Raw genomic sequence first — 21,212 nt, 5'->3', positions numbered from 1 at the left:
TTATGTCTCTTTTGACCGTTATATCTTTTGACCGTGATATAAGTCAACCACTTCTAATCACAAGCGCTATTCGCTGCGCCAGCTAAGTAAAAGGTTAAATTAGCAGTTTGCTTTTACTGCATCTGCAATCTTAAGCGCTGATGCTTGAACAAGCTCTGCATCTTCGCCTTCAACCATGACACGCAGTAGTGGCTCGGTACCAGACTTGCGTAATAGTACACGGCCTTTCTCGCCAAGCTCTGCTTCTACTTCAACAACCGCTGCTTTTACCGCTTCGGCTTCTAGTGGGTTTGAATCTCCGCTGAAACGAACGTTTTCTAGAACTTGAGGGTACAACGTCATGCCCTGAGACAACTCATTCAGTGTCATTTCGCTATCAACAACTGAAGCCAAAACTTGCAGAGCAGCAACGATAGCATCACCCGTCGTCACTTTATCTAGTAGGATAACGTGCCCCGAGTTTTCAGCGCCGATCTTCCAGCCTTTAGCAAGAAGCTGTTCCATTACGTAACGGTCACCAACAGCAGCACGTACAAACGGAATACCTAACTGCTTAAGGCCGTTTTCCATACCCAGGTTGGTCATTAGTGTACCAACAACGCCGCCTTTCAACTCACCGCGACGCAGTGCATCACGAGCAATAATGTAAGCGATTTGGTCGCCATCAACTTTGTTGCCTAGCTCGTCAACCATGATGATACGGTCACCATCACCATCAAAGCCAAGACCTAATGCCGCTTTTTCTTCAAGCACTTTTGCTTGCAGAGCACGTACATCCGTCGCACCGACTTCGTGGTTGATGTTAGTACCGTTTGGCTCAACACCAATCGCAACGACCTCAGCACCCAGTTCTTTAAATACAGCAGGCGCAATGTGGTAAGTCGCACCATGTGCACAATCGATAACGATCTTCATGCCAGCTAATGTCATTTTATGTGGGAACGTACTTTTACAGAACTCGATGTAACGGCCAGCCGCATCGTTCAAACGTACTGCTTTACCTAGCTCTGAAGAATCAACACATTCGATGTCTTTATCCAACTCTGCTTCAATTGCCAACTCGATATCGTCCGGCAGTTTTGTTCCCTCAGAAGAGAAGAACTTGATACCGTTATCGTAGTATGGGTTGTGTGATGCAGAGATAACAATACCGGCTTCAGCGCGGAAGGTTTGAGTTAGGTAAGCCACAGCAGGTGTTGGCATTGGGCCAGTAAACGTAGCCTGAAGACCAGCAGCAGCAAGGCCAGCTTCTAGCGCTGACTCAAGCATGTAACCAGAGATACGAGTATCTTTACCAATGATGACTTTCTTTGTGCCTTGCTTCGCAAGAACACGACCCGCAGCCCAGCCAAGCTTCAGAACAAAATCAGGTGTAATCGGGTACTGGCCTACTTTGCCACGCACACCATCTGTGCCGAAATAACGTCTTTTATCAGACATAGTGATTTTCCTTAATTATATTTAGTGATTGTTGTTCATCACTTCGATTATTTTCATCGCTTCCAGTGTCTCCTCGACATCATGAACGCGAATAATTTGTGCGCCTTTCATCGCGGCAATCGTCGCGCAAGTGACGCTTGCGACCATGCAGTCGGCCGGAACCTTGTCTAGCAATTTAAAGATCATCGATTTTCTCGACATCCCCGCTAAAACAGGTAAGCCTAACGAATGAAACTTTTCAAGGTGCGCTAATAGGTGGTAATTATGCTCAATGGTTTTACCAAAACCAAAACCAGGATCCAGAATCAGCTGATCTTTTGATATACCAACAGCCTCACAAGCCTCCACCCTTTCTTTTAAGAACGCTTCAACATCCATTAGGACATCATCGTAATTAGGGTTAGCTTGCATGGTTCTTGGCTGACCTTTCATGTGCATCAGGCAAACGGGCACATTAGCATCGGCGGCCGCTTCTAAAGCTCCGGGCTCTTGCAGTGCGCGCACATCATTGATCAAATCAGCCCCCGCTTCAACAGCTTGGCGCATCACTTCCGCTTTACTGGTATCAATGGAGATCCACACATCAAACTTAGCGCGAATTGCTTTAATGGCAGGAATAACGCGAGCGAGCTCTTCTTCTAAAGGAACGTCAGGCGCTCCCGGGCGAGTTGATTCACCACCAATGTCAATAATGCTAACACCAGCTTGAATCATTCGCTCTGCTTGCAGTAAAGCATTATCTAATGAATTGAATTTTCCGCCATCAGAGAAAGAGTCAGGCGTAACATTGAGGATACCCATCACATGTGGGCGGTCTAAAACGAGCGTTTTATTATGTGCTTTTAATATCATGGAAGGTGGGTCTTAAAGGTAAAAACATCTAGGGCTAGAAACAGAAAAACCCTGAGCGTACTCAGGGTTTTAATTTATAACTTAGCGATTAAGAATCTTTGTTTTGAGCATCATCTGTTTCAGATTTAACTTCTTCAACTTTCGACTCTTCAGCTTTTGGTTCCGCTTTAGCTTCTTCTGCCTTAGCTTCAGGTTTTGCTTCTTCCTTTGTAGGTTCAGCTTTTACCTGATCACCCCAACCAGCTGGATCACGAATCTCTTGCTTACGCTCCATCAAGTCATCAATTTGACCTGCATCGATCGTTTCGAACTTCATTAGAGCGTCTTTCATCGAATGCATGATATCCATGTTATCTTCAAGAATCTTCTTAGCTCTATCGTAGTTACGGTCGATAAGGATACGAATCTCTTCATCGATAAGCTTAGTCGTGTCATCAGAAACGTGCTTAGCTTGGCTCATGCCGCGACCTAGGAAAACTTCACCTTCTTCTTCTGCGTAAAGAAGAGGACCCAATTTCTCAGAGAAGCCCCACTGCGTAACCATCTTACGAGCAATATCAGTTGCACGTTCGATATCGTTAGACGCACCAGTTGACACTTTGTCTTTACCGTAAATAAGTTCTTCAGCAAGACGACCACCGTACAGGCTAGAAATCATAGACTCTAGATGTTGGCGAGACATGCTCACACGATCTTGCTCTGGCAAGTACATGGTTACACCAAGCGCACGACCACGTGGAATGATTGACACCTTGTACACTGGATCGTGTTCAGGTACCAAACGACCAACAATTGCGTGACCCGCTTCGTGGTAAGCCGTTGACTCTTTCACTTCTTCAGACATAACCATTGAACGGCGCTCTGCACCCATCATAATTTTGTCTTTCGCAAGTTCAAACTCAACCATAGATACATTGCGCTTGTTACCACGAGCAGCAAATAGCGCCGCTTCGTTCACAAGGTTCGCAAGATCTGCACCAGAGAAGCCTGGAGTACCACGAGCGATCAGCGACGGTTCAACATCACCTGATAGTGGCACTTTACGCATGTGTACTTTAAGAATCTGTTCACGACCACGTACATCCGGTAGACCAACCACAACTTGACGGTCAAAACGACCAGGACGAAGTAATGCAGGGTCTAGTACGTCTGGACGGTTAGTCGCAGCGATAACGATAATACCTTCGTTACCTTCGAAACCATCCATCTCAACCAACATTTGGTTCAGTGTTTGTTCACGTTCATCGTGACCACCACCAACACCAGCGCCACGTTGACGACCTACAGCATCAATTTCATCGATAAAGATGATACAAGGTGCCGCTTTCTTCGCTTGTTCGAACATGTCACGCACACGAGATGCACCAACACCAACAAACATTTCAACGAAGTCAGAACCAGAGATAGTAAAGAACGGTACTTTCGCTTCACCGGCAATCGCTTTTGCAAGCAATGTTTTACCCGTACCAGGAGGACCAACCAACAGGATACCTGTCGGGATCTTACCACCTAGCTTTTGGAAGCGGCTTGGGTCACGAAGGTAGTCCACAAGCTCTTTCACGTCTTCTTTTGCTTCGTCACAACCAGCAACATCAGCAAACATGGTTTTGATTTGTTCTTCGCTCATCATTCGAGCTTTACTCTTACCGAAAGACATCGCGCCTTTACCGCCGCCGCCGCCTTGCATTTGACGCATGAAGAAAATCCATACACCAATCAGTAAGATCATTGGGAACCATGAGATGAAGATAGTGCCAAGCAGGCTCTGCTCTTCAGGTGGTGTACCCTGAACTTTTACGTTTTGATTAATTAAGTCATCAAGTAGCTTTTGATCATAAACAGGCATGTAAGTTACATACTTAGAACCACCACCACGACGTGTGAAAGTGATTTCGCTGTTATTGAACTGTGCGTCTTGAATCTGGCCTTGGCCAACTTCCTGTACAAACGTGGTGTAATCTACTGCTCTGCCGTTACTTTCCCCAGGGCCGAAGCTCTGGAATACCGACATCAACACTACCGCGATAACAAGCCACAGAATTAAATTTTTTGCCATGTCACTCAAGGTGTAAGCCTCTCGATAACTAATTGTAATTAAAGGTAGGGTACTACAGTTTGTAACCTGTAGCCATGTTGTTAACTCTCACTCTTGGAAGAGAATCGTTAACCTTTGTAACCAGTGGCTACGATAAACACTTCACGAGATCGAGCTCGAGAAGAGTCGGGTTTTCTAACTTTTACTGTTTTAAACATCTCGCGGACGTCCTTAACGTATTGGTCAAACCCTTCGCCTTGGAATACTTTTACAACAAAACTACCATTGGTAGCTAGAACTTGTCGACACATATCCAAAGCTAATTCAACTAAATACATAGCTCTTGGCTGATCCACAGAATTGTTGCCTGCTATATTAGGTGCCATATCTGACATCACGACATCAACCATGTTTGGTTGTATACGTTCCAACAAGGCATCTAGCACAGCTTCTTCGCGGAAATCGCCTTGTAAAAAGCTAACACCAGCAATCGGATCCATTGGTAACAAGTCACACGCAATGATTTGTCCGTTGTCTCCAACAATCTTAGCAGCATATTGAGACCAACCGCCAGGTGCTGCACCCAAATCCACAATGGTCATCCCAGGAGACAGCAATTTATCTTTCGTTTGAATCTCTTCCATTTTGAAATAAGCACGTGAACGATAGCCTTTCTTTCTTGCTTCATTTGCGTACTTGTCGTCGAAGTGTTCCTTCAACCAACGGCCTGAACTGGCCGAGTGTTTCTGTTTGCTCATTGGATACCTAAATTGGAGGAAAGTACTAATTGCTGAATAAATTATAGTCTTCAGCTTTAGATGGCGTTAAAATAGGTTTTTTCAACCCTAATAGTAAAGAAAATTGGCCGCGTAATGAACCTAAGTACCAAACAAAAGCAGCATCTAAAGGGCCTAGCTCACAGTTTAAAACCTGTTGTGCTAATGGGCGCAAATGGACTTACTGAAGCTGTTCTAGCGGAAATCGAATTAGCTCTAGACCACCACGAACTGATCAAGATTAAAGTTGCATCAGAAGACCGTGAGACTAAGCAACTGATTATCGATGCAATTGTACGTGAAACTAAAGCTGAGAAAGTACAGACTATCGGTAAAGTTCTAGTACTGTTCCGCCAGTCAGAAGCACGTAAAATCGAGATTCCACGTAAATAAGCGAGTTTGATATAAGCTAACTTCACTAATAGGAAGCCACAGCGCTTATCTTTTAGTGTAGCGTGAGAAACGAAAAAGGTCGCATTTAGCGACCTTTTTACTTATCAGAAACAAAGAAAATTCAATTAGATATATTCTACTTTGTCGATTTCGAAGTCTTTGTCACCACCAGGGGTAGAGATCATGACTTCGTCGCCTTCCATTTTACCGATAAGACCGCGAGCAATTGGCGATTTCACAGAAATGCGACCCGTTTTGATGTCTGCTTCGTCTTCTGAAACGATTTGGTAGCGGAACTCATCATCGGTATCCACATCAATCAGTGTCACTGTCGTACCAAAGATAATCTTGCCCGTATTATCCATTTGCGTTACATCGATGATCTGAGCCAGTGATAGCTTATATTCAATATCACGGATCTGAGCTTCACAAATACCCTGCTCTTCACGAGCGGCGTGGTATTCAGCATTCTCTTTCAAGTCGCCCAGTTCACGAGCTTCACCAATAGCTGCTGAGATAACAGGGCGTAGCTTAAGTAGGCGATCTAATTCGTCACGTAGCTGCTGAGCGCCACGTACTGTCATTGGAACCTTTTCCATTTTTTACCTCTATGCCAAAACTTTCTTTGGCGAACATAAATACACCCAACGTATTTATTGGGTAGTAGAAACAAAACGATTTGGCTTAGTGTAAACAAACTTTATGGCTAAATCATCTTTATTCCACTTTGCGTTATAAAAGCTGTATCTAGGTCTAAATTACAGATATCACAAAAATGAATAATAACGCCCCAATCAATAAGACAACAAGAAAATACCTAAAAAAACAAAAAACAAACAAAATAAACACAGATCACACTTTTATAAAAGAAACATTAAAACAACAACTTAAATAACAACAAATATAATAAAACAGTGTTCATTTTTTGGTTTTATATCATTTTACTAACTGGCTATGGAACTTTAGAGGTAAAAAGTAACCCATGGATTGCACTGGCATTTTTCAGACTTCTGTTCTAATCATGATTATGAAGCCTGATTAATAGAGGCAATACACAAAAGGGTTCAAATCCTTAATAAAACTTCTATGGACAGTAATTAGGAAATAATAACATGAACAAGACTATGATCGCGCTTGCTGTATCTGCTGCAGCTCTTGCTACTAACGCAGTGGCAGCCGACGGTAAACAAGCTGGTGATATTGCCGGTACTTCTGTATACAGCTCAAACGGCACTTCTCTAGAGATCGGTGGTCGTGCAGAAGCTCGTCTATCGATGAAAGATGGCAAAGCTGACGACAAATCACGTGTACGTCTTAACTTCCTAGGTAAAGTTGAAATCCAAGACGGCCTATACGGTGTTGGTTTTTACGAAGGCGAATTCACAACTGCTGAAAACGGCGGCTCTACTGATAACAACGACGGCGACATCACTAACCGTTACACATACGCTGGTATCGGCGGTACATTCGGTGAAGTAACTTACGGTAAAAACGACGGTGCGCTAGGCGTAATCACTGACTTTACCGATATCATGTCTTACCACGGTAACTCTGCTGCAGACAAAATCGCAGTAGCTGATCGTTCAGACAACATGCTTTCTTACAAAGGCCAATTCCAAGACCTAGGCCTAAAAGCAAGCTACCGCTTTGCTGACCGTTCTGAAACTAGCGGTGAGTTCAACGACAACGGTAAAGATGGCTACTCTCTATCTGCTATCTACGCAATCGGTGATTCTGGCGTTAAGCTAGGTGCTGGTTACGCAGACCAAGATCAATCTAATGAATACATGCTTTCTGCATCTTACCGCATGAGCAACTTCTACTTCGCTGGTGTATTTACTGATGGTGAAAAACAAGCAGTTTTTGAAGATGCACAAGGTGACGTTTTTGAGTACAGCAACAAATCTGTAGACTACACAGGTTACGAATTTGCAACTGCATACACGCTAGATAAGACAGCGTTTACTCTAACGTACAACAACGCAGAAACTGACGGTGAAACTTCTGCAGATAACGTTGCAATTGATGCAACTTATTACTTCAAGCCTAACTTCCGTACTTACATCTCGTACAACTTCAACCTAATCTCTGAAGGCGACAAGATCGGTACAACAAACCTAGTGAAAAACGGCAAAGCAAGCTCTGCAGACGCTGAAGACGAAATCGCTCTAGGTCTACGTTACGACTTCTAATTCTGATTACCTAATTGATTAATTAGTTAATTGAGAATCAAAACGCCCGCTACCTAGCGGGCGTTTTTTATATCTGTATACTTGAAAACATCAGCCATCCAAGAAATCTTCTATGCGCCTTCTATCCACTCTACTTCTATGTAGTTTTTCCATTAGCGCTTTATCTGTTAACGCATACGCCCCGCTAGATACACTGCCCGATGGTAGTAGTACGAGTTTGATCATCAAATCGTTAAGCAATGGTTCAAGCGAGCTTAATACCAATAGCGATGACTTTTATCCACCAGCCAGCACGTTAAAACTGGTGACGGCTTTAGCGGCCAAGCTAGAGTTGGGAGATGACTTTCATTACACGACTAGCATTCTTCGTTCTGGCAATGATTCAATCATTTCATTTAGCGGCGACCCAACACTGCAACGTGAGCAGCTAAAAAGCCTGTTAACTCAATACGCTAAGTCTCAATCCAGAACCATCAAGGGCAATTTATATCTGGATAACACAGCTTATACCGGCTATCAGCGAGCGGTGGGGTGGCCTTGGGACATTCTAGGGGTTTGTTACAGCGCGCCTTCTAGTGCAATGACCTTAGACAGCAACTGCGCACAAGCCTCTATTTATACAAAAGATAATGGTGCGACACGCGTTTATATTCCCGCTCACTACCCGATAGACGTTACAACCACTGCCGCCACGGTAACTCGCTCTGGGCAGAAGGCGACACAATGCGACTTAGAGCTAATAACGACACCAGATAACGCTTACAAGCTCTCTGGTTGCTTGGTTGAGCGTAAAAAGCCACTGCCACTCAAGTTCGCGATTCAAAATCCAGAACTTTACACCTATCAAGTCGTTACATCGCTTCTCAAAGAACTGAAAATAGAAGTAAAAGGTGATGTGATTATTGGTAAAAAAGCGAAAGCAGACAAAACCACGTTAGTCGCTAGTCACAACTCAGAAAAGCTTCCTGAACTGCTCGATATCATGCTCAAGAAGTCGGATAACCTTATCGCAGATAATCTAACTAAAACGCTAGGAGCGACATTTTATGTTCAACCGGGTAGCTTCAATAACGGTACTGAAGCGATAAAACAGATACTGCTGACCAAGGCTAATATTGACCTCAGTAAAGCTCAGCTCGTCGATGGTTCAGGGTTATCCAGAAATAACCGAATGAGGTCACAGACCATGGCTCAAGTGCTTCGTTATATCTGGGAAAACGATCAACAGCTCAACCTGATTGAGGCTATGCCTACATCTGGCACTGATGGAACGCTCAAATACCGTCAAAGCATGAGAAAAGCACCGATTCAAGGCAACATTATCGCCAAAAGTGGTTCTCTATACGGCAGTTACAACATGGCGGGATACGGATTAGATAAGGCGGGAAAACCAAGCTCTCTGTTTGTGCAGTTTGTTCGTGATTACTTCCCTGAAGAACAAGATCCAGACAAACCAGTGGAAGCACCTATCACCCAGTTTGAACGTGCTTTCTACAAAGATGTGGTCGAGTTCAGTCAAACACAAAGCAAATCTAAGTAATGCTTAGCTCTGTGTAAACTTCTACTCAAACAATAAAAATGGCGCTGAAGACCTTCAATCTGCAGCGCCATTTTTGTTTCTCAGATGTATTTAGCTATTTTTATAGGTGCCTATTTTTATAGGAGCTAAGCGATACCGAGGAATGAGTTCACCACAGTGAAGTAGATCCACATTCCTGAGATATCCACTATCGATGCAAGTACTGGACTTACTAACACCGCTGGATCAAGCTTAAATAGCCTAGCGACTATCGGTAACCCGCCGCCGAGCACGGTTGATATGGTCACCTGAATAAACAACGCTACCGCAATCGCTAACGCAATCATGTTGATGTCATAGCCACCTGTCGATTGGTTTTCGCTAAATAGCAGAATACGTCCAATCATCACTACAGCAATCGCTAGAGCTAGACAAATAGCAACTCTAAACTCTTTCCACAGAACATTAGCCCATTGGCGTTTTTTTAACTCACCTGTGGCTAAGGCTCTGATAACCAAAGTCGCGGCTTGTGTTCCGGTGTTACCACCAGCAGCAGCAATTACCGGCATGTAGATTGCCAAAAGTACCAACTGACTGAGAATGTCTTCATACTGAGCAATGATAAGCCCTGAGACGATTCCCAATAGTGCTAACGAAATAATCCAACCGATACGCTGCCTGACGTGGCTCATGACGCCAGTCGAAAGGTAACCCTGTTGAGGTTCTACCTCAGAGTAGATCAGCCCTAGTTGGTGAGCTAGATGTCGAGAGCGCTTCTCAAAGCCCTGCTCTTCTAGCTCACTAAGTAAAGTCTGAATCGTACTCAAAGAGCATTGCCCCAGCACTAGCACCGCATCTTCGAGCGGCATTCGATTCAAAAGATTAATTTGTTGTTCACGTCCGTACTGTTGAAATGCATTCGATACAGCTTGGATGTCTTGCTCTGTGTACAAAGCTTCGATAGATAAAAAAGTGTTGTTCATTACCGTCATGGCGAATCTCCCGATTGGCAAAGGTAACGACCATCAAAACAAATAGCATAAGTTTATAGATTTATAGATTTATAGATTTATAGATTTATGCGCACCAAGAGCTGAAAGCTACTGGTGTGTCTACTTGTTAGAATCTAGTGTGTGGAAAAGAATGAGGGGGAAAAACAAAGATACCCTACCCGAACGGCAGGACAATAGATCAATACCGAGACAGGTTATTCTTCTCCATTCAAACTAGGAGGATGGTCGGTATTGTTCATAAAAATCTCCAGAATTACTGTCAATATGACAGCGCGCATAGTGTAGCAATAGCCGTTCAAAAACTTCGTCAAATTCCTGTCAATAAATAGGGGGCAATAAAAAAGGCATCCGTAGATGCCTTTTCGTTAAATCATTGGATTTAATATTACTTAATAGTAATACGAGCAAACTTACGCTTACCTACTTGGTAAACGGCAGTACCTGCTTCAGGTACGAATTTGCTGTCTTCAATCTTCTCGCCTTCAAGCTTAGCAGCGCCTTGCTTGATCATACGCATCGCATCAGAAGTAGAGTTTACAAGACCCGCTTCTTTTAGAACGTTCGCAATCGGTAGGCCGGCTTCGAATTCAAATTCAGGCATTTCATCAGGAACTTGGTTCTTAGCAAAACGGTTAACGAACTCTTGCTCAGCGGCTTCAGCATCTGCTTCACTGTGGAAACGCGCAATGATCTCTTTCGCTAGAAGTACTTTAACGTCACGCGGGTTCTTACCTGCATCAACGCCAGCTTTCAGTTCCGCAACTTCTTCAAGAGGACGGAAAGACAGCAGCTCGTAGTAGCTCCACATTAGATCGTCAGAGATAGACATGATCTTACCAAACATCTCGCTTGGTGCTTCGCTAATACCGATGTAGTTATGCGCAGACTTAGACATCTTCTTAACACCGTCTAGACCAACAAGTAGTGGCATCATTAGTACCGCTTGTGGTTTTTGACCTGCTGCTTTTTGCAGTTCACGACCCATTAGAAGGTTAAACTTCTGGTCAGTACCGCCAAGCTCAACGTCGCTCTCTAGTGCAACAGAGTCGTGACCTTGTAGAAGTGGGTACATGAATTCGTGGATTGCGATCGGTTGACCACCAGCGTAACGCTTTTTGAAGTCATCACGCTCAAGCATACGAGCAACAGTTTGGTTAGAAGCAAGACGAATCATGCCTTCAGCGCCAAGCTCAGATAGCCATTCAGAGTTGAAACGAATTTGCGTCTTCGCAGGATCTAGAATCTTGAATACTTGCTCTTTGTAAGTTTCAGCATTCTTCAATACGTCTTCGCGGCTTAGCGGTGGACGTGTTGAGTTTTTACCTGATGGGTCACCAACCATTGCAGTGAAATCACCGATAAGGAATGTCACTTCATGACCAAGCTCTTGGAAAGCACGAAGCTTGTTAAAGATAACCGTATGGCCTAGGTGGATATCTGGAGCTGTTGGATCGGCACCCAGCTTAATGCGTAAAGGACGACCTTCTTTTAGTTTTGCAATCAGTTCGTCTTCTGGAATCAGTTCTTCTACGCCACGTTTGATCTCGGCTAGTGCAGCTTCAATACTCGCCATTCTTGTTCACTCCCACAGATTTGGCAAAAATACATTAATTAGACATCTTACTTGAATAGCGATGTATTTTGAAACCAGTTACACTATTCCGTCGTCGATTTTCATAATATTTACAGAACGAACCGGAACATGTTGTCTATTTTTGCACGCCTTCCTATTTTGCACCGGGCTTTTATCGCATTTTTTAGTGCCATAATTTTCGTCGCGATTTTCTTACTCCCCGACGTCAACAGTTTGCGTGACGATTCGGGCGCTTTAGTTGTGGGAAAACATTACCCACTGACTATCAATGCCTCTGCACTTATTAGCTCAAGTGACGCTCCACCGACGGCAGTGCTCAATTGGGAGAAATACACCGTTCGCTCTGGCGAAAGCACCTCTGTTTTATTTGAACGTATTGGCCTCTCATACCGTCTGCTGATCACGCTACTCAATACCAATAATGATATTAAGAAGCAGCTGTCTAATCTAAGACCTGGTGATGTCTTGCAGTTCGGCTTTGATGAAAACAACGACCTTATTCAGTTAAAACGACAACTTAGTGCGTTTGAAAGCTTCAAGATCACTAAATCTGGCGATTCGTTCTCATCAAGTTTCGACAAAAAAGAAGTGGTATACCAATACAATTATGCCGAAGCCAACATCACCTCTAACTTCTGGAACGCTGGCGTCAGCGCAGGTTTAACCGCAAACCAAATTATGGAACTGGCCGGCATCTTCGGTTGGGATATCGACTTTGCGTTAGATATTCGTAAGAACGACAGCTTCAAAATCTTATACCAAGAGAAAGTGGTTGAAGGTGAAGTAGTTGGTCGCGGTAAGATCATGGCAGCCGTATTCAAAAACCAAGGCGATTCATTTACCGCGGTATTGGATGATAAAAGCGGCAACTACTTCGATGAAAATGGTCGTGCGATGAAGAAGGCGTTCTTGCGCTCACCAATTGATTTTCGTCGCGTAACATCGAACTTTAACCCTACCAGGAGACACCCAGTAACCGGTAAGATTCGAGCTCACCGCGGTACTGACTACGCAGCCCCTGTTGGCACGCCTATCTGGGCAGCCGGTGACGGTATTGTTCAGAAGTCAGGTTACAACCAATTCAATGGTAACTACGTGTTCATCCGCCACAGCAACACCTACATCACCAAGTACCTGCACATGAAGCGACGTATGGTGAAAACCGGTCAGCGCGTAAAACAAGGCCAAACCATTGGTACTTTGGGCGGTACAGGCCGTGTGACTGGCCCGCACTTACATTATGAATTCTTGGTTAATGGCGTACATAAAAATGCGCGTACCGTGAAATTGCCTCAATCCAAATCGTTAACTGGTAAAGCAAAAGCAACCTTTATTGCCAACTCAGAGATTCGATTAAGAAACCTTGAGCGATACGGTCAGTTACTAGCGACTAACTAGGCGTTTGTAGCTTCACTGCAAAATAGAAAAATGCAAAGAGCGCCCATCAAGGCGCTCTTTTTTATGTTCACATACCACAACTAGCTACTGTTTTTCAGGTTTGTTGTTCCGTCCAAGCATTAACAAACAAGGGGTTAATACTAAAGTCAGCACCGTGGCAAACGCCAAACCACCAGCAATAGCGGTCGCAAGCTGTGACCACCATTGTGTACTTGGCGCGCCAAACTCTATCTTTTGATTAATCAGGTCGATGTTCATCTCTAACACCATCGGCATTAAGCCTAAAATGGTGGTGACCGTCGTGAGCATTACAGGTCTTAAACGTTGAACACCGGTTCTTAGAATCGCATCTCGCTTATCCAAGCCTCTTTTAATCAACTGGTTATAGGTGTCGATCAGCACGATATTGTTGTTCACCACGATACCTGCCAGTGCAATCACTCCAATACCAGACATCACGATGCCAAACGGGCGCTGGAAGATAAGCAAACCAACAAACACACCAACCGTTGAGAACAGCACCGCACTCAGAATCAGGAATGCTTGATAGAAGCTATTAAACTGAGTAATCAGAATCAACGCCATTACCGCCAAAGCAACCAAGAAAGCACTTTGTAAGAAGGCTGAAGAGTTTTCTTGTTCTTCGTTTTGACCACGGATACGAAATTCTACGCTACTCGGTAGCCCCAATTCACTCAATGCTTGCTCAATCTTTGGCAGCTCGAGTGCAAGGTTATAACCCTCTTCCATATCCGCCATGATGTTCACCACACGCTTACCATCAAGGCGTTTAATCGTATCTTGCTTATGGTCGGGAACAATCTGAGCAAAGTTGGTGATCGGCACCAAGCCTGCAGGTGTTTTGACTCTCAGCTGGTCGAAGCGCCCGATATCACGCTTATCATTAGGGTAGCGCACCAAGATATCGACCTCTTCTGAAGAGTCATCGGGCAGATAATCACCAATCTTGAGACCATTAGTCACGAATTGAACGGTATTACCCACCAAAGTCGCATCAGCAGCAAAGCGCGCGGCATCGTCGCGGCGAATATCCACCTTCCAATCGATGCCGTCTTTACTCGCGGTATCACTGATATTGGTCAGTGCTTGATTGCCATCTGCCCAACCTCTCACAATTTTTGCAGCCTGATTAAGTTGCTCTGGCGTTCGTGCCGACAGCTCAATCACTAAGTCATTTTCAACCGGAGGCCCAGCATCAGGGAACTTATATTCAATCTCAACACCAGCGTATTGATCGGTTTGTACCTTCAACTCATCAATAATCGCCTTAACGCTGCGTCGATATTGCCAGTCAACCGGGGTAATTGAGATCAAACCAATCTGGTCGTCACCACCAGTACGCGTGTAAACGGTATCGAACTCATCATGATTGAGCATCATCAGTTCAATATCACGCATGATGTCATCCTTTTCTTGGATAGACAGATCCCCATGCGAGCGAACTTTGACATTAAAGAATGGCGGATCAACTTCTGGGAAGAACTCTGCACCTAGACCCGCTTTTGAATAAGTAAAACCAACTGCAACCGCGAGCAGTATCGCACTGAACAAAATCTTAAAGGGGTGTTTAATCGCTAAAGAAAGCGTGTGGTAGTAAGCCTTGGTTAAACCAGTAGCCTGTGAAAAGTCACCATTATGCAGTGCGACCATTCGAGCTTGGCTTTTAGACGATACGTATTGAGGTTTGCCAATCAAACCGCCCAGCACGGGCACAAACAACAACGCCATGATCAATGATGCAGTTAAAGTCGCGATCAGAGTTAGTGGTAAGAACTTCATAAATTCGCCCGTCACATCAGGCCAAAACAGTAACGGAGCAAATGCGGCTAAGGTTGTGGTAGTCGATGCGGTTATCGGCCACGCCATCCGTTTCGCTGCATCTCGGTAAGCGGCTTTGCGCCCTTCACCCTCTTGCATTCGCCTGTCTGCAAATTCGGTCACCACAATCGCACCGTCTACTAGCATCCCCACCGCCATAATCAGAGAGAACAGCACTACGATGTTGACGGTTAAGCCAAACACCGAAAGAACCAATAACCCGGTTAGGAATGAGCCTGGAATGGAAATACCCACTAACAAAGCGGTACGCACACCAAGAATCGCGATGATAACGATCACCACCAGAATAATGGCGGATAAGATATTATTTTGCAGATCATTAAGCATGATCTTCACATCTTTAGATTCATCCCAGGTGTATTTGACCAACAGGTTATTTGGCCATTCCGCTTGCTGCTGAGCACCAGCCATTACCGCTTTGACTAGCTCAACGGTTTCGATGATGTTCTCACCTGCACGCTTCTTGATATCCAACACCACCGCAGATTTGCCATCTAAACGAGCAAAACTTTCAGGATCTCGAAACGCTCGACGAACCGTAGCGACATCGCCAAAAGTGACCACCTGCTTGCCATCCACTTTAATAGGCAACTCAAGCACGTCTTTTAAGGAGTTAAATACCGAAGGGACTTTGACAGAAAAACGTCCGTAGCCAGTATCAACAAAACCTGCGGCCACCACTCGATTGTTCAGAGCGATCAGATTATAGATATCCGCTTGATCTAAGCTGTAGCTCTCCATCAATAACGGATCGACAATGATCTCGACGATGTCAGCGCGATCGCCCGCAATATCGACTTCAAGGATTTGGCGATAGCTTTCTAATTTGTCTCCAAGCTCTCGGGCAATTTGCACTATGGTGCGCTCAGGAACGGTACCGAATAGCACAACAGACAAAACAGGTTGCTCAGAAGCCAGCGTCACCTCATTTACGGTCGGTTCGTCACTGTCTTCTGGTAGTTTTGGTTTAGCCAGATCAACCGCGTCACGCACATCGGCCATTGCTTTGGTGAGATCGACGCCAACATTAAACTCCAACACAACAGAGGCATGCCCTTCTGCTGCGGTTGCTGTCATCTCTTTTACGCCTTCAATCGACCTCAGCTCTTGCTCAATAGGTCGAACCAATAAACGTTCTGCATCCGTTGGCGAGATCCCTTGGTGCCCGACCGAAACATAGATAATTGGGATGGTAATGTCTGGGCTCGATTCCTTAGGTATCGTGATATAGGTGACGACACCGGCTACAAGGATTAACGCTAAAAGGGAGAGCATTGTTCGAGCACGAGACAAGGCTGCATCAATAATTGAATACATCGGTTATCTCCTACTCTGCGGTTACGTTAGAGAGTTCAGCGACTTGCTCAACAGCAATCACCGAATCACCATCACGCACAAACCCTTGGCCTACTGTGATGATATCGACGCGTTGACCTAGCCCCGTGAGCCACACTCCATCTTGTTCGGCCTTTACTAGCTGAATGCCTACAAACTTCACCGTTGGTGAGTCATCGACTGAAACCAAGGTTTTGACCCCGAGGTTACCCGCCTCATCCAATGCCAGCATCGCCGGTGTTATCTTGATTGCGTCTCTTGTTTCTAGGTTGAGTTTTACTTCGGCACTGACACCTGCAGGTAATAGGCCTTTGGAGTTATCGATTTCAATCTCGATTGGAAAAGTATTAGTAGAAGCAGAAGAGATTCGAGAAACATAACGTAAGCGGCCTTCCGCTTCTTCTCTTCCCAACAAGCGAACCAAGGCAGACTGATTAACTAACAAATGCTGGATATGACGTTCACTGACATCGGCTTCGATGACCAGAGGATCGAGGTCAATCACGCCAGCAACAGGATCGCCAACACTAACGAAATCACCGAGCTCCACCATCAAATCTTGAACCACACCCGAAAAAGGCGAAGTAATCACAGTATTCTTTAAAGCCAATTCCGCATTGCGCTTCATGGCCTTTGCTTCCGTTAGTGAAGCCTCTGCGGTGGTGTAGGCGATTTCGCCTTGCAGTCCTCTTTTCTTCAGTGACTGCGCCGCTTTGAACTCTTTCTGCTTCAAGCGATATAAAGCCGAGGCTCGCTCTAGTTGAATCTCTAAATCACCCTTATCTATCTGGGCAATGGCTTGTCCTGCTTTAACCATATCCCCCTTAACAACGTTCAATCTGACAATCTTGCCCGCGACTTCTGCACCTAGACGAGCATGCCTATCGGGCGCAGTTCTTCCATAGAGATCAATCGTTTTAAAGGTCGGTGATGAGGTGAAGGTTTGAAAGGAAACCTTAGCCAACGGAATTTCTGTTGCTTTTTTCTCAGGCGACTCTTCTGCTTGCCCTACGCCTAAACCAAGCCAGATCGACAACAACACGACTAGAGTCAGAGAAACCAGCCACGGCTGCTTCAATTTCTGAAAAAGTGGTGAGTTAGAAAATAGAGTGGGCATAACAAATCCTTTTGTCCGATGTCATTCAGGCGCGCTAGTTGGCTTAATAGCGTGATGTGCAACTTCCTTATGCACAAAGGTAACCTTAACAGACCAATCCTCAACGAAGTTGGACGCTATCGACAGTTTAAAAAATATGCCGTGTACTAAAAATGAGAGGAATGCTTTGAAAAGTAATAAGTTACTAAGTAAAAACAAAAACGCCGAACATAAGTTCGGCGTTTGAAATGTATCTAATACAGCTTTGAGCTCAAGTTATTTTCAACTCATGCTATACGCTGAATGATGCGCCACAACCACATGTTGTTGTAGCGTTCGGGTTGTTCACAAAGAAGCGTGCGCCTTCTAGGCCTTCAGTGTAATCAACCATGCCGCCCATTAGGTATTGTAGGCTCATTGGATCAACAACCAGCGTTACACCGCTGTTTACAATTGTAGTGTCGCCATCATTTACTTTTTCATCAAATGTGAAGCCGTATTGGAAACCGCTACAACCACCACCTGTAATGTATACACGCAGTTTTAGTTCTGGGTTTTCTTCTTCAGCAATTAGCGTTTGTACGCGGGTAGCTGCTGCATCAGAAAAAGACAATGGGATATTTACTTCGCTCACGACAACCTCTCTTACCTGTGTCAAAAACAACATGATACAAATCTAATTCGAGACCATAGTTGTTGAGTATTTTCTTATATTCCGGTGATTATCTAATACCTGACTGAAACGTTCAAGTATTCACCACAGGATCGGTCCTTTTACTGCTGTAAACTCGCCAATATCTAACAATTAAAACGTGTAACCACACAAAACAACCAGATTCGGGTGATTATCTGGGCGAAAGCATTCCTAGTTGGATTAGGGATAGGTACAATGCGTGCCAATTGGTCCGACAGTCAAAAGAGGATATATCAATGACCAAATCAGCAGAGCTGTACGAAAAAGCACAGCAAACCATTCCTGGTGGCGTAAACTCTCCAGTTCGTGCATTCAATGGCGTAGGTGGTTCTCCAATCTTCGTTGAACGCGCTGATGGCCCACTTATTTTTGATGCTGATGGTAAAGCGTATATCGATTACGTTGGCTCTTGGGGTCCAATGATCCTTGGTCACAACCACGCGGTTATTCGTGACGCAGTTATTGCAGCAGCTCAACGCGGCCTTAGCTTCGGTGCTCCAACCGAAACTGAAATCAAAATGGCTGAACTGGTATCTGAGATGGTTCCATCAATGGAACAGCTACGTATGGTGAGCTCAGGTACAGAAGCAACAATGAGCGCGATTCGTCTAGCTCGTGGCTTCACTGGTCGTGACAAAATTCTTAAGTTTGAAGGCTGCTACCACGGCCACGCAGACAGCCTACTTGTAAAAGCTGGTTCTGGCGCACTGACTTTAGGTCAACCAAGCTCTCCAGGCGTACCGGCTGATTTTGCGAAACTAACGCTAACAGCAACCTTCAACAATCTAGATTCAGTACGTGAAATCTTCGCAGCAAACAAAGGCGAGATCGCTTGTATCATCGTTGAGCCAGTAGCGGGTAACATGAACTGTATCCCTCCTGTAGAAGGCTTCCACGAAGGTCTACGTGAAATCTGTGATCAAGAAGGTGCATTGCTAATCTTTGATGAAGTAATGACAGGTTTCCGCGTTGCTGAAGGTTGTGCTCAGGCTTACTACAACATCAAGCCAGACCTAACGTGTCTTGGTAAAGTGATTGGCGGCGGCATGCCTGTCGGTGCTTTCGGTGGTCGTAAAGACGTGATGCAATACATCGCACCAACTGGCCCTGTTTACCAAGCGGGTACGCTTTCAGGTAACCCTGTTGCAATGGCTGCTGGCTACGCATGTTTGAACCTTCTACGAGAAGAAGGCAACGAAAAGCGTCTAGCTTCAAAAACTAAGCAGTTGGCAAAAGGCTTCAAGCAACTTGCTGACAAGCACGGCATCCCGATGCTAGTTCATCAAGTTGGCGGTATGTTTGGTTTCTTCTTCACTGACCAAGAAACTGTGACGTGCTACGAAGATGTAACTAAGTGTGATGTAGAACGCTTCAAGCGCTTCTTCCACCTAATGTTAGATCACGGTGTTTACCTTGCACCTTCAGCATTCGAAGCAAGCTTTACTTCTCTTGCTCATGGTTCAAAAGAACTTGATGCAACACTAGAAGCTGCTGACCGCTCTCTTGCGATCATTGCTGCTGAAAGCAAATAATCGAAAGCACTTTATAAGTCGCTAACCGATTGAATTTAGGGCTGCATTAAATGCAGCCCTTTTTTATATATCGCGCTCACCAGCCACAAATATGACAGCTTATTTAGCCGTCGACTAAGGCTAAAGCTGAACCAAAAGCATTAACGTTCCCAGAAAAGGAAAACCAACAACATCAAGGTACCAAGGAACATTCTGAACCAAGGGATCTCTTTTTTTGTTTGCTGTTCTTCGTCTTGGCATTTCTTATCTTTATTACAGCATCCCATTATCAAAACTCCTCATTGCTAACTCTCTGTTTTGCAGCCATTATAAACTCAGAACGCAAATATAGAGACCATTACCGTGTCAGAAAAACTCAAAATCAATTCCAGCCACTGGGTGATCATCATTGCCCTACTCGCGGCGGCTTATGCTTGTTACTTGCTTATCGAGCCATACGTTAACTCTATCGTGATGGCCTTTATCATTTCACTATTGATGTTCCCAATCCATGAGTGGCTTGAAAAAAAGCTCCCGAATAAAGAAAACATCGTCTCTCTGCTGTCTTGTATCATACTGACCTTCATTATTGTTATCCCTTTATTGGCAGTATTCGCAGCAATTGTTCAGCAAGGTTCTCTGTTCTCTCAGAATACTTACCAATGGGTGACCCACGGTGGCATTCAGACTCTGTTTGCTCATCCGTTAGTGGTCAAAGCGCTGTCATTTGTGAATAACTACCTGCCTTTCGACAACATTGAGCCCCAAGCCATCGCACAAAAAGTCGGTGAGTTTGCGACCAGCTTTGGTTCTAAGCTAGTTGGTATCAGTGCCAAAATCTTAGGTGACGCAACCAATTTCTTGATGGATTTCTTCTTGATGCTGTTCGTTTTGTTCTTCTTATTAAGAGATCACGACAAAATCATCAGTGTGGTTCGTCATATTCTGCCGCTGTCTCGTAGCCAAGAAGACAAACTTCTAACAGAGATAGAACAAGTATCTAAATCAGCAGTAATGGGCTCATTCTTAACCGCAATCGCGCAAGGTTTTGCCGGCGGTTTAGGTATGTGGATTGCCGGTTTCCCAGGTCTATTCTGGGGTACTATGATGGGCTTTGCCTCTTTCATCCCAGTTGTGGGTACCGCATTAATCTGGATTCCAGCAGCAACCTACTTGTTCCTAACTGGTGATACCACGTGGGCGATTTTCCTAACGGTTTACTGTGTAGCGATTGTTGGTTCAATTGATAACCTTCTGCGTCCGCTGCTAATGCAAGGCAGTGCAGGCATGAATACCCTGATGATCTTCTTCTCACTATTGGGTGGTATTCAACTGTTTGGCCTAATTGGTCTTATCTACGGACCATTGATTTTTGCGATTACCATTGTCCTATTCAACATCTACGATGAAGAGTTTAAGGACTTTTTAAACCAGCAAGACAAGAGTTAACGAACTTGACGTCAACTTGATTGGCGAACCCGTATTAAACACTTCAAGCTTTGGG

Annotated in this window: 17 protein-coding genes; 6 read left to right on the top strand and 11 right to left on the bottom strand. The window is 44.7% G+C overall.

Going from position 1 to position 21,212, the window contains the following annotated elements; translation table 11 throughout:
* Window positions 1-99 precede the first annotated feature (99 nt).
* The 4 genes from glmM to rlmE all read right to left on the bottom strand — a co-directional run bounded on the left by glmM (window position 100) and on the right by rlmE (window position 5,085).
* Window positions 100-1,440, bottom strand: coding sequence for a phosphoglucosamine mutase (glmM, locus tag AB6D58_RS13670; RefSeq protein WP_017059393.1), 1,341 nt, complete (start codon window positions 1,438-1,440; stop codon window positions 100-102).
* A 21-nt stretch (window positions 1,441-1,461) separates the two neighbouring features.
* Window positions 1,462-2,292, bottom strand: coding sequence for a dihydropteroate synthase (gene folP / locus AB6D58_RS13665; protein WP_102393175.1), 831 nt, complete (start codon window positions 2,290-2,292; stop codon window positions 1,462-1,464).
* Window positions 2,293-2,380: 88 nt separating this feature from the next.
* Window positions 2,381-4,348 carry an ATP-dependent zinc metalloprotease FtsH gene (ftsH, locus tag AB6D58_RS13660; RefSeq protein ID WP_017068905.1) on the bottom strand — a complete coding sequence of 656 codons (1,968 nt, stop codon included), beginning with the start codon at window positions 4,346-4,348 and terminating at the stop codon, window positions 2,381-2,383.
* A gap of 107 nt (window positions 4,349-4,455) precedes the next feature.
* Window positions 4,456-5,085: a 23S rRNA (uridine(2552)-2'-O)-methyltransferase RlmE gene (rlmE, locus tag AB6D58_RS13655; RefSeq protein WP_017059396.1), complete on the bottom strand. Its 630-nt coding sequence runs from the start codon at window positions 5,083-5,085 to the stop codon at window positions 4,456-4,458.
* Window positions 5,086-5,199: 114 nt separating this feature from the next.
* Here rlmE and yhbY point away from each other — a divergent pair, with 114 nt between their 5' ends.
* Window positions 5,200-5,496: a ribosome assembly RNA-binding protein YhbY gene (gene yhbY / locus AB6D58_RS13650; protein ID WP_004738252.1), complete on the top strand. Its 297-nt coding sequence runs from the start codon at window positions 5,200-5,202 to the stop codon at window positions 5,494-5,496.
* Window positions 5,497-5,621: 125 nt separating this feature from the next.
* On the opposite strand, the gene greA is transcribed toward yhbY, so the two are convergent.
* Window positions 5,622-6,095, bottom strand: coding sequence for a transcription elongation factor GreA (gene greA, locus AB6D58_RS13645; RefSeq protein ID WP_017059397.1), 474 nt, complete (start codon window positions 6,093-6,095; stop codon window positions 5,622-5,624).
* Window positions 6,096-6,608: 513 nt separating this feature from the next.
* On the opposite strand from greA, the gene AB6D58_RS13640 reads away from it, so the two are divergent.
* Together AB6D58_RS13640 and dacB are read left to right on the top strand one after the other, a co-directional pair.
* Window positions 6,609-7,688 carry a porin gene (locus AB6D58_RS13640; RefSeq protein WP_102319905.1) on the top strand — a complete coding sequence of 360 codons (1,080 nt, stop codon included), beginning with the start codon at window positions 6,609-6,611 and terminating at the stop codon, window positions 7,686-7,688.
* 112 nt (window positions 7,689-7,800) lie between these two features.
* Complete coding sequence (gene dacB, locus AB6D58_RS13635) at window positions 7,801-9,228, top strand: serine-type D-Ala-D-Ala carboxypeptidase (protein ID WP_372157547.1); 1,428 nt, start codon at window positions 7,801-7,803, stop codon at window positions 9,226-9,228.
* Window positions 9,229-9,353: 125 nt separating this feature from the next.
* On the opposite strand, the gene AB6D58_RS13630 is transcribed toward dacB, so the two are convergent.
* Window positions 9,354-10,199, bottom strand: coding sequence for a magnesium transporter (locus tag AB6D58_RS13630; protein WP_372157545.1), 846 nt, complete (start codon window positions 10,197-10,199; stop codon window positions 9,354-9,356).
* Between the two features lie 406 nt (window positions 10,200-10,605).
* Entirely contained in the window at window positions 10,606-11,793 is a 1,188-nt protein-coding gene (gene tyrS, locus AB6D58_RS13625) for a tyrosine--tRNA ligase (protein ID WP_017059402.1), read from the bottom strand.
* A 129-nt stretch (window positions 11,794-11,922) separates the two neighbouring features.
* Here tyrS and AB6D58_RS13620 point away from each other — a divergent pair, with 129 nt between their 5' ends.
* The gene (locus AB6D58_RS13620) at window positions 11,923-13,212 is read left to right on the top strand and encodes a peptidoglycan DD-metalloendopeptidase family protein (protein WP_065584911.1); all 1,290 of its coding nucleotides are present in this window, start codon (window positions 11,923-11,925) and stop codon (window positions 13,210-13,212) included.
* 84 nt (window positions 13,213-13,296) lie between these two features.
* Here the strand turns inward: AB6D58_RS13620 and AB6D58_RS13615 are convergent, their stop codons facing one another.
* The 3 genes from AB6D58_RS13615 to erpA all read right to left on the bottom strand — a co-directional run bounded on the left by AB6D58_RS13615 (window position 13,297) and on the right by erpA (window position 18,137).
* Complete coding sequence (locus AB6D58_RS13615) at window positions 13,297-16,389, bottom strand: efflux RND transporter permease subunit (protein WP_372157543.1); 3,093 nt, start codon at window positions 16,387-16,389, stop codon at window positions 13,297-13,299.
* 10 nt (window positions 16,390-16,399) lie between these two features.
* Window positions 16,400-17,524, bottom strand: coding sequence for an efflux RND transporter periplasmic adaptor subunit (locus AB6D58_RS13610; RefSeq protein WP_372157541.1), 1,125 nt, complete (start codon window positions 17,522-17,524; stop codon window positions 16,400-16,402).
* A 271-nt stretch (window positions 17,525-17,795) separates the two neighbouring features.
* Window positions 17,796-18,137: an iron-sulfur cluster insertion protein ErpA gene (gene erpA, locus AB6D58_RS13605; protein ID WP_004734539.1), complete on the bottom strand. Its 342-nt coding sequence runs from the start codon at window positions 18,135-18,137 to the stop codon at window positions 17,796-17,798.
* Window positions 18,138-18,433: 296 nt separating this feature from the next.
* On the opposite strand from erpA, the gene hemL reads away from it, so the two are divergent.
* Complete coding sequence (gene hemL, locus AB6D58_RS13600) at window positions 18,434-19,729, top strand: glutamate-1-semialdehyde 2,1-aminomutase (RefSeq protein ID WP_010436060.1); 1,296 nt, start codon at window positions 18,434-18,436, stop codon at window positions 19,727-19,729.
* A gap of 140 nt (window positions 19,730-19,869) precedes the next feature.
* Here hemL and AB6D58_RS13595 read toward each other — a convergent pair whose 3' ends face one another.
* Window positions 19,870-19,995: a hypothetical protein gene (locus AB6D58_RS13595; RefSeq protein ID WP_004734537.1), complete on the bottom strand. Its 126-nt coding sequence runs from the start codon at window positions 19,993-19,995 to the stop codon at window positions 19,870-19,872.
* Window positions 19,996-20,071: 76 nt separating this feature from the next.
* On the opposite strand from AB6D58_RS13595, the gene AB6D58_RS13590 reads away from it, so the two are divergent.
* Window positions 20,072-21,157, top strand: coding sequence for an AI-2E family transporter (locus AB6D58_RS13590; RefSeq protein WP_017059406.1), 1,086 nt, complete (start codon window positions 20,072-20,074; stop codon window positions 21,155-21,157).
* Window positions 21,158-21,212: the final 55 nt, after the last annotated feature.

The organism is Vibrio sp. 10N.239.312.D08 (assembly GCF_041466145.1).
Classification (GTDB): Bacteria; Pseudomonadota; Gammaproteobacteria; order Enterobacterales; family Vibrionaceae; genus Vibrio; species Vibrio crassostreae_C.
This window is presented reverse-complemented; position numbering and strand designations above follow the sequence as displayed.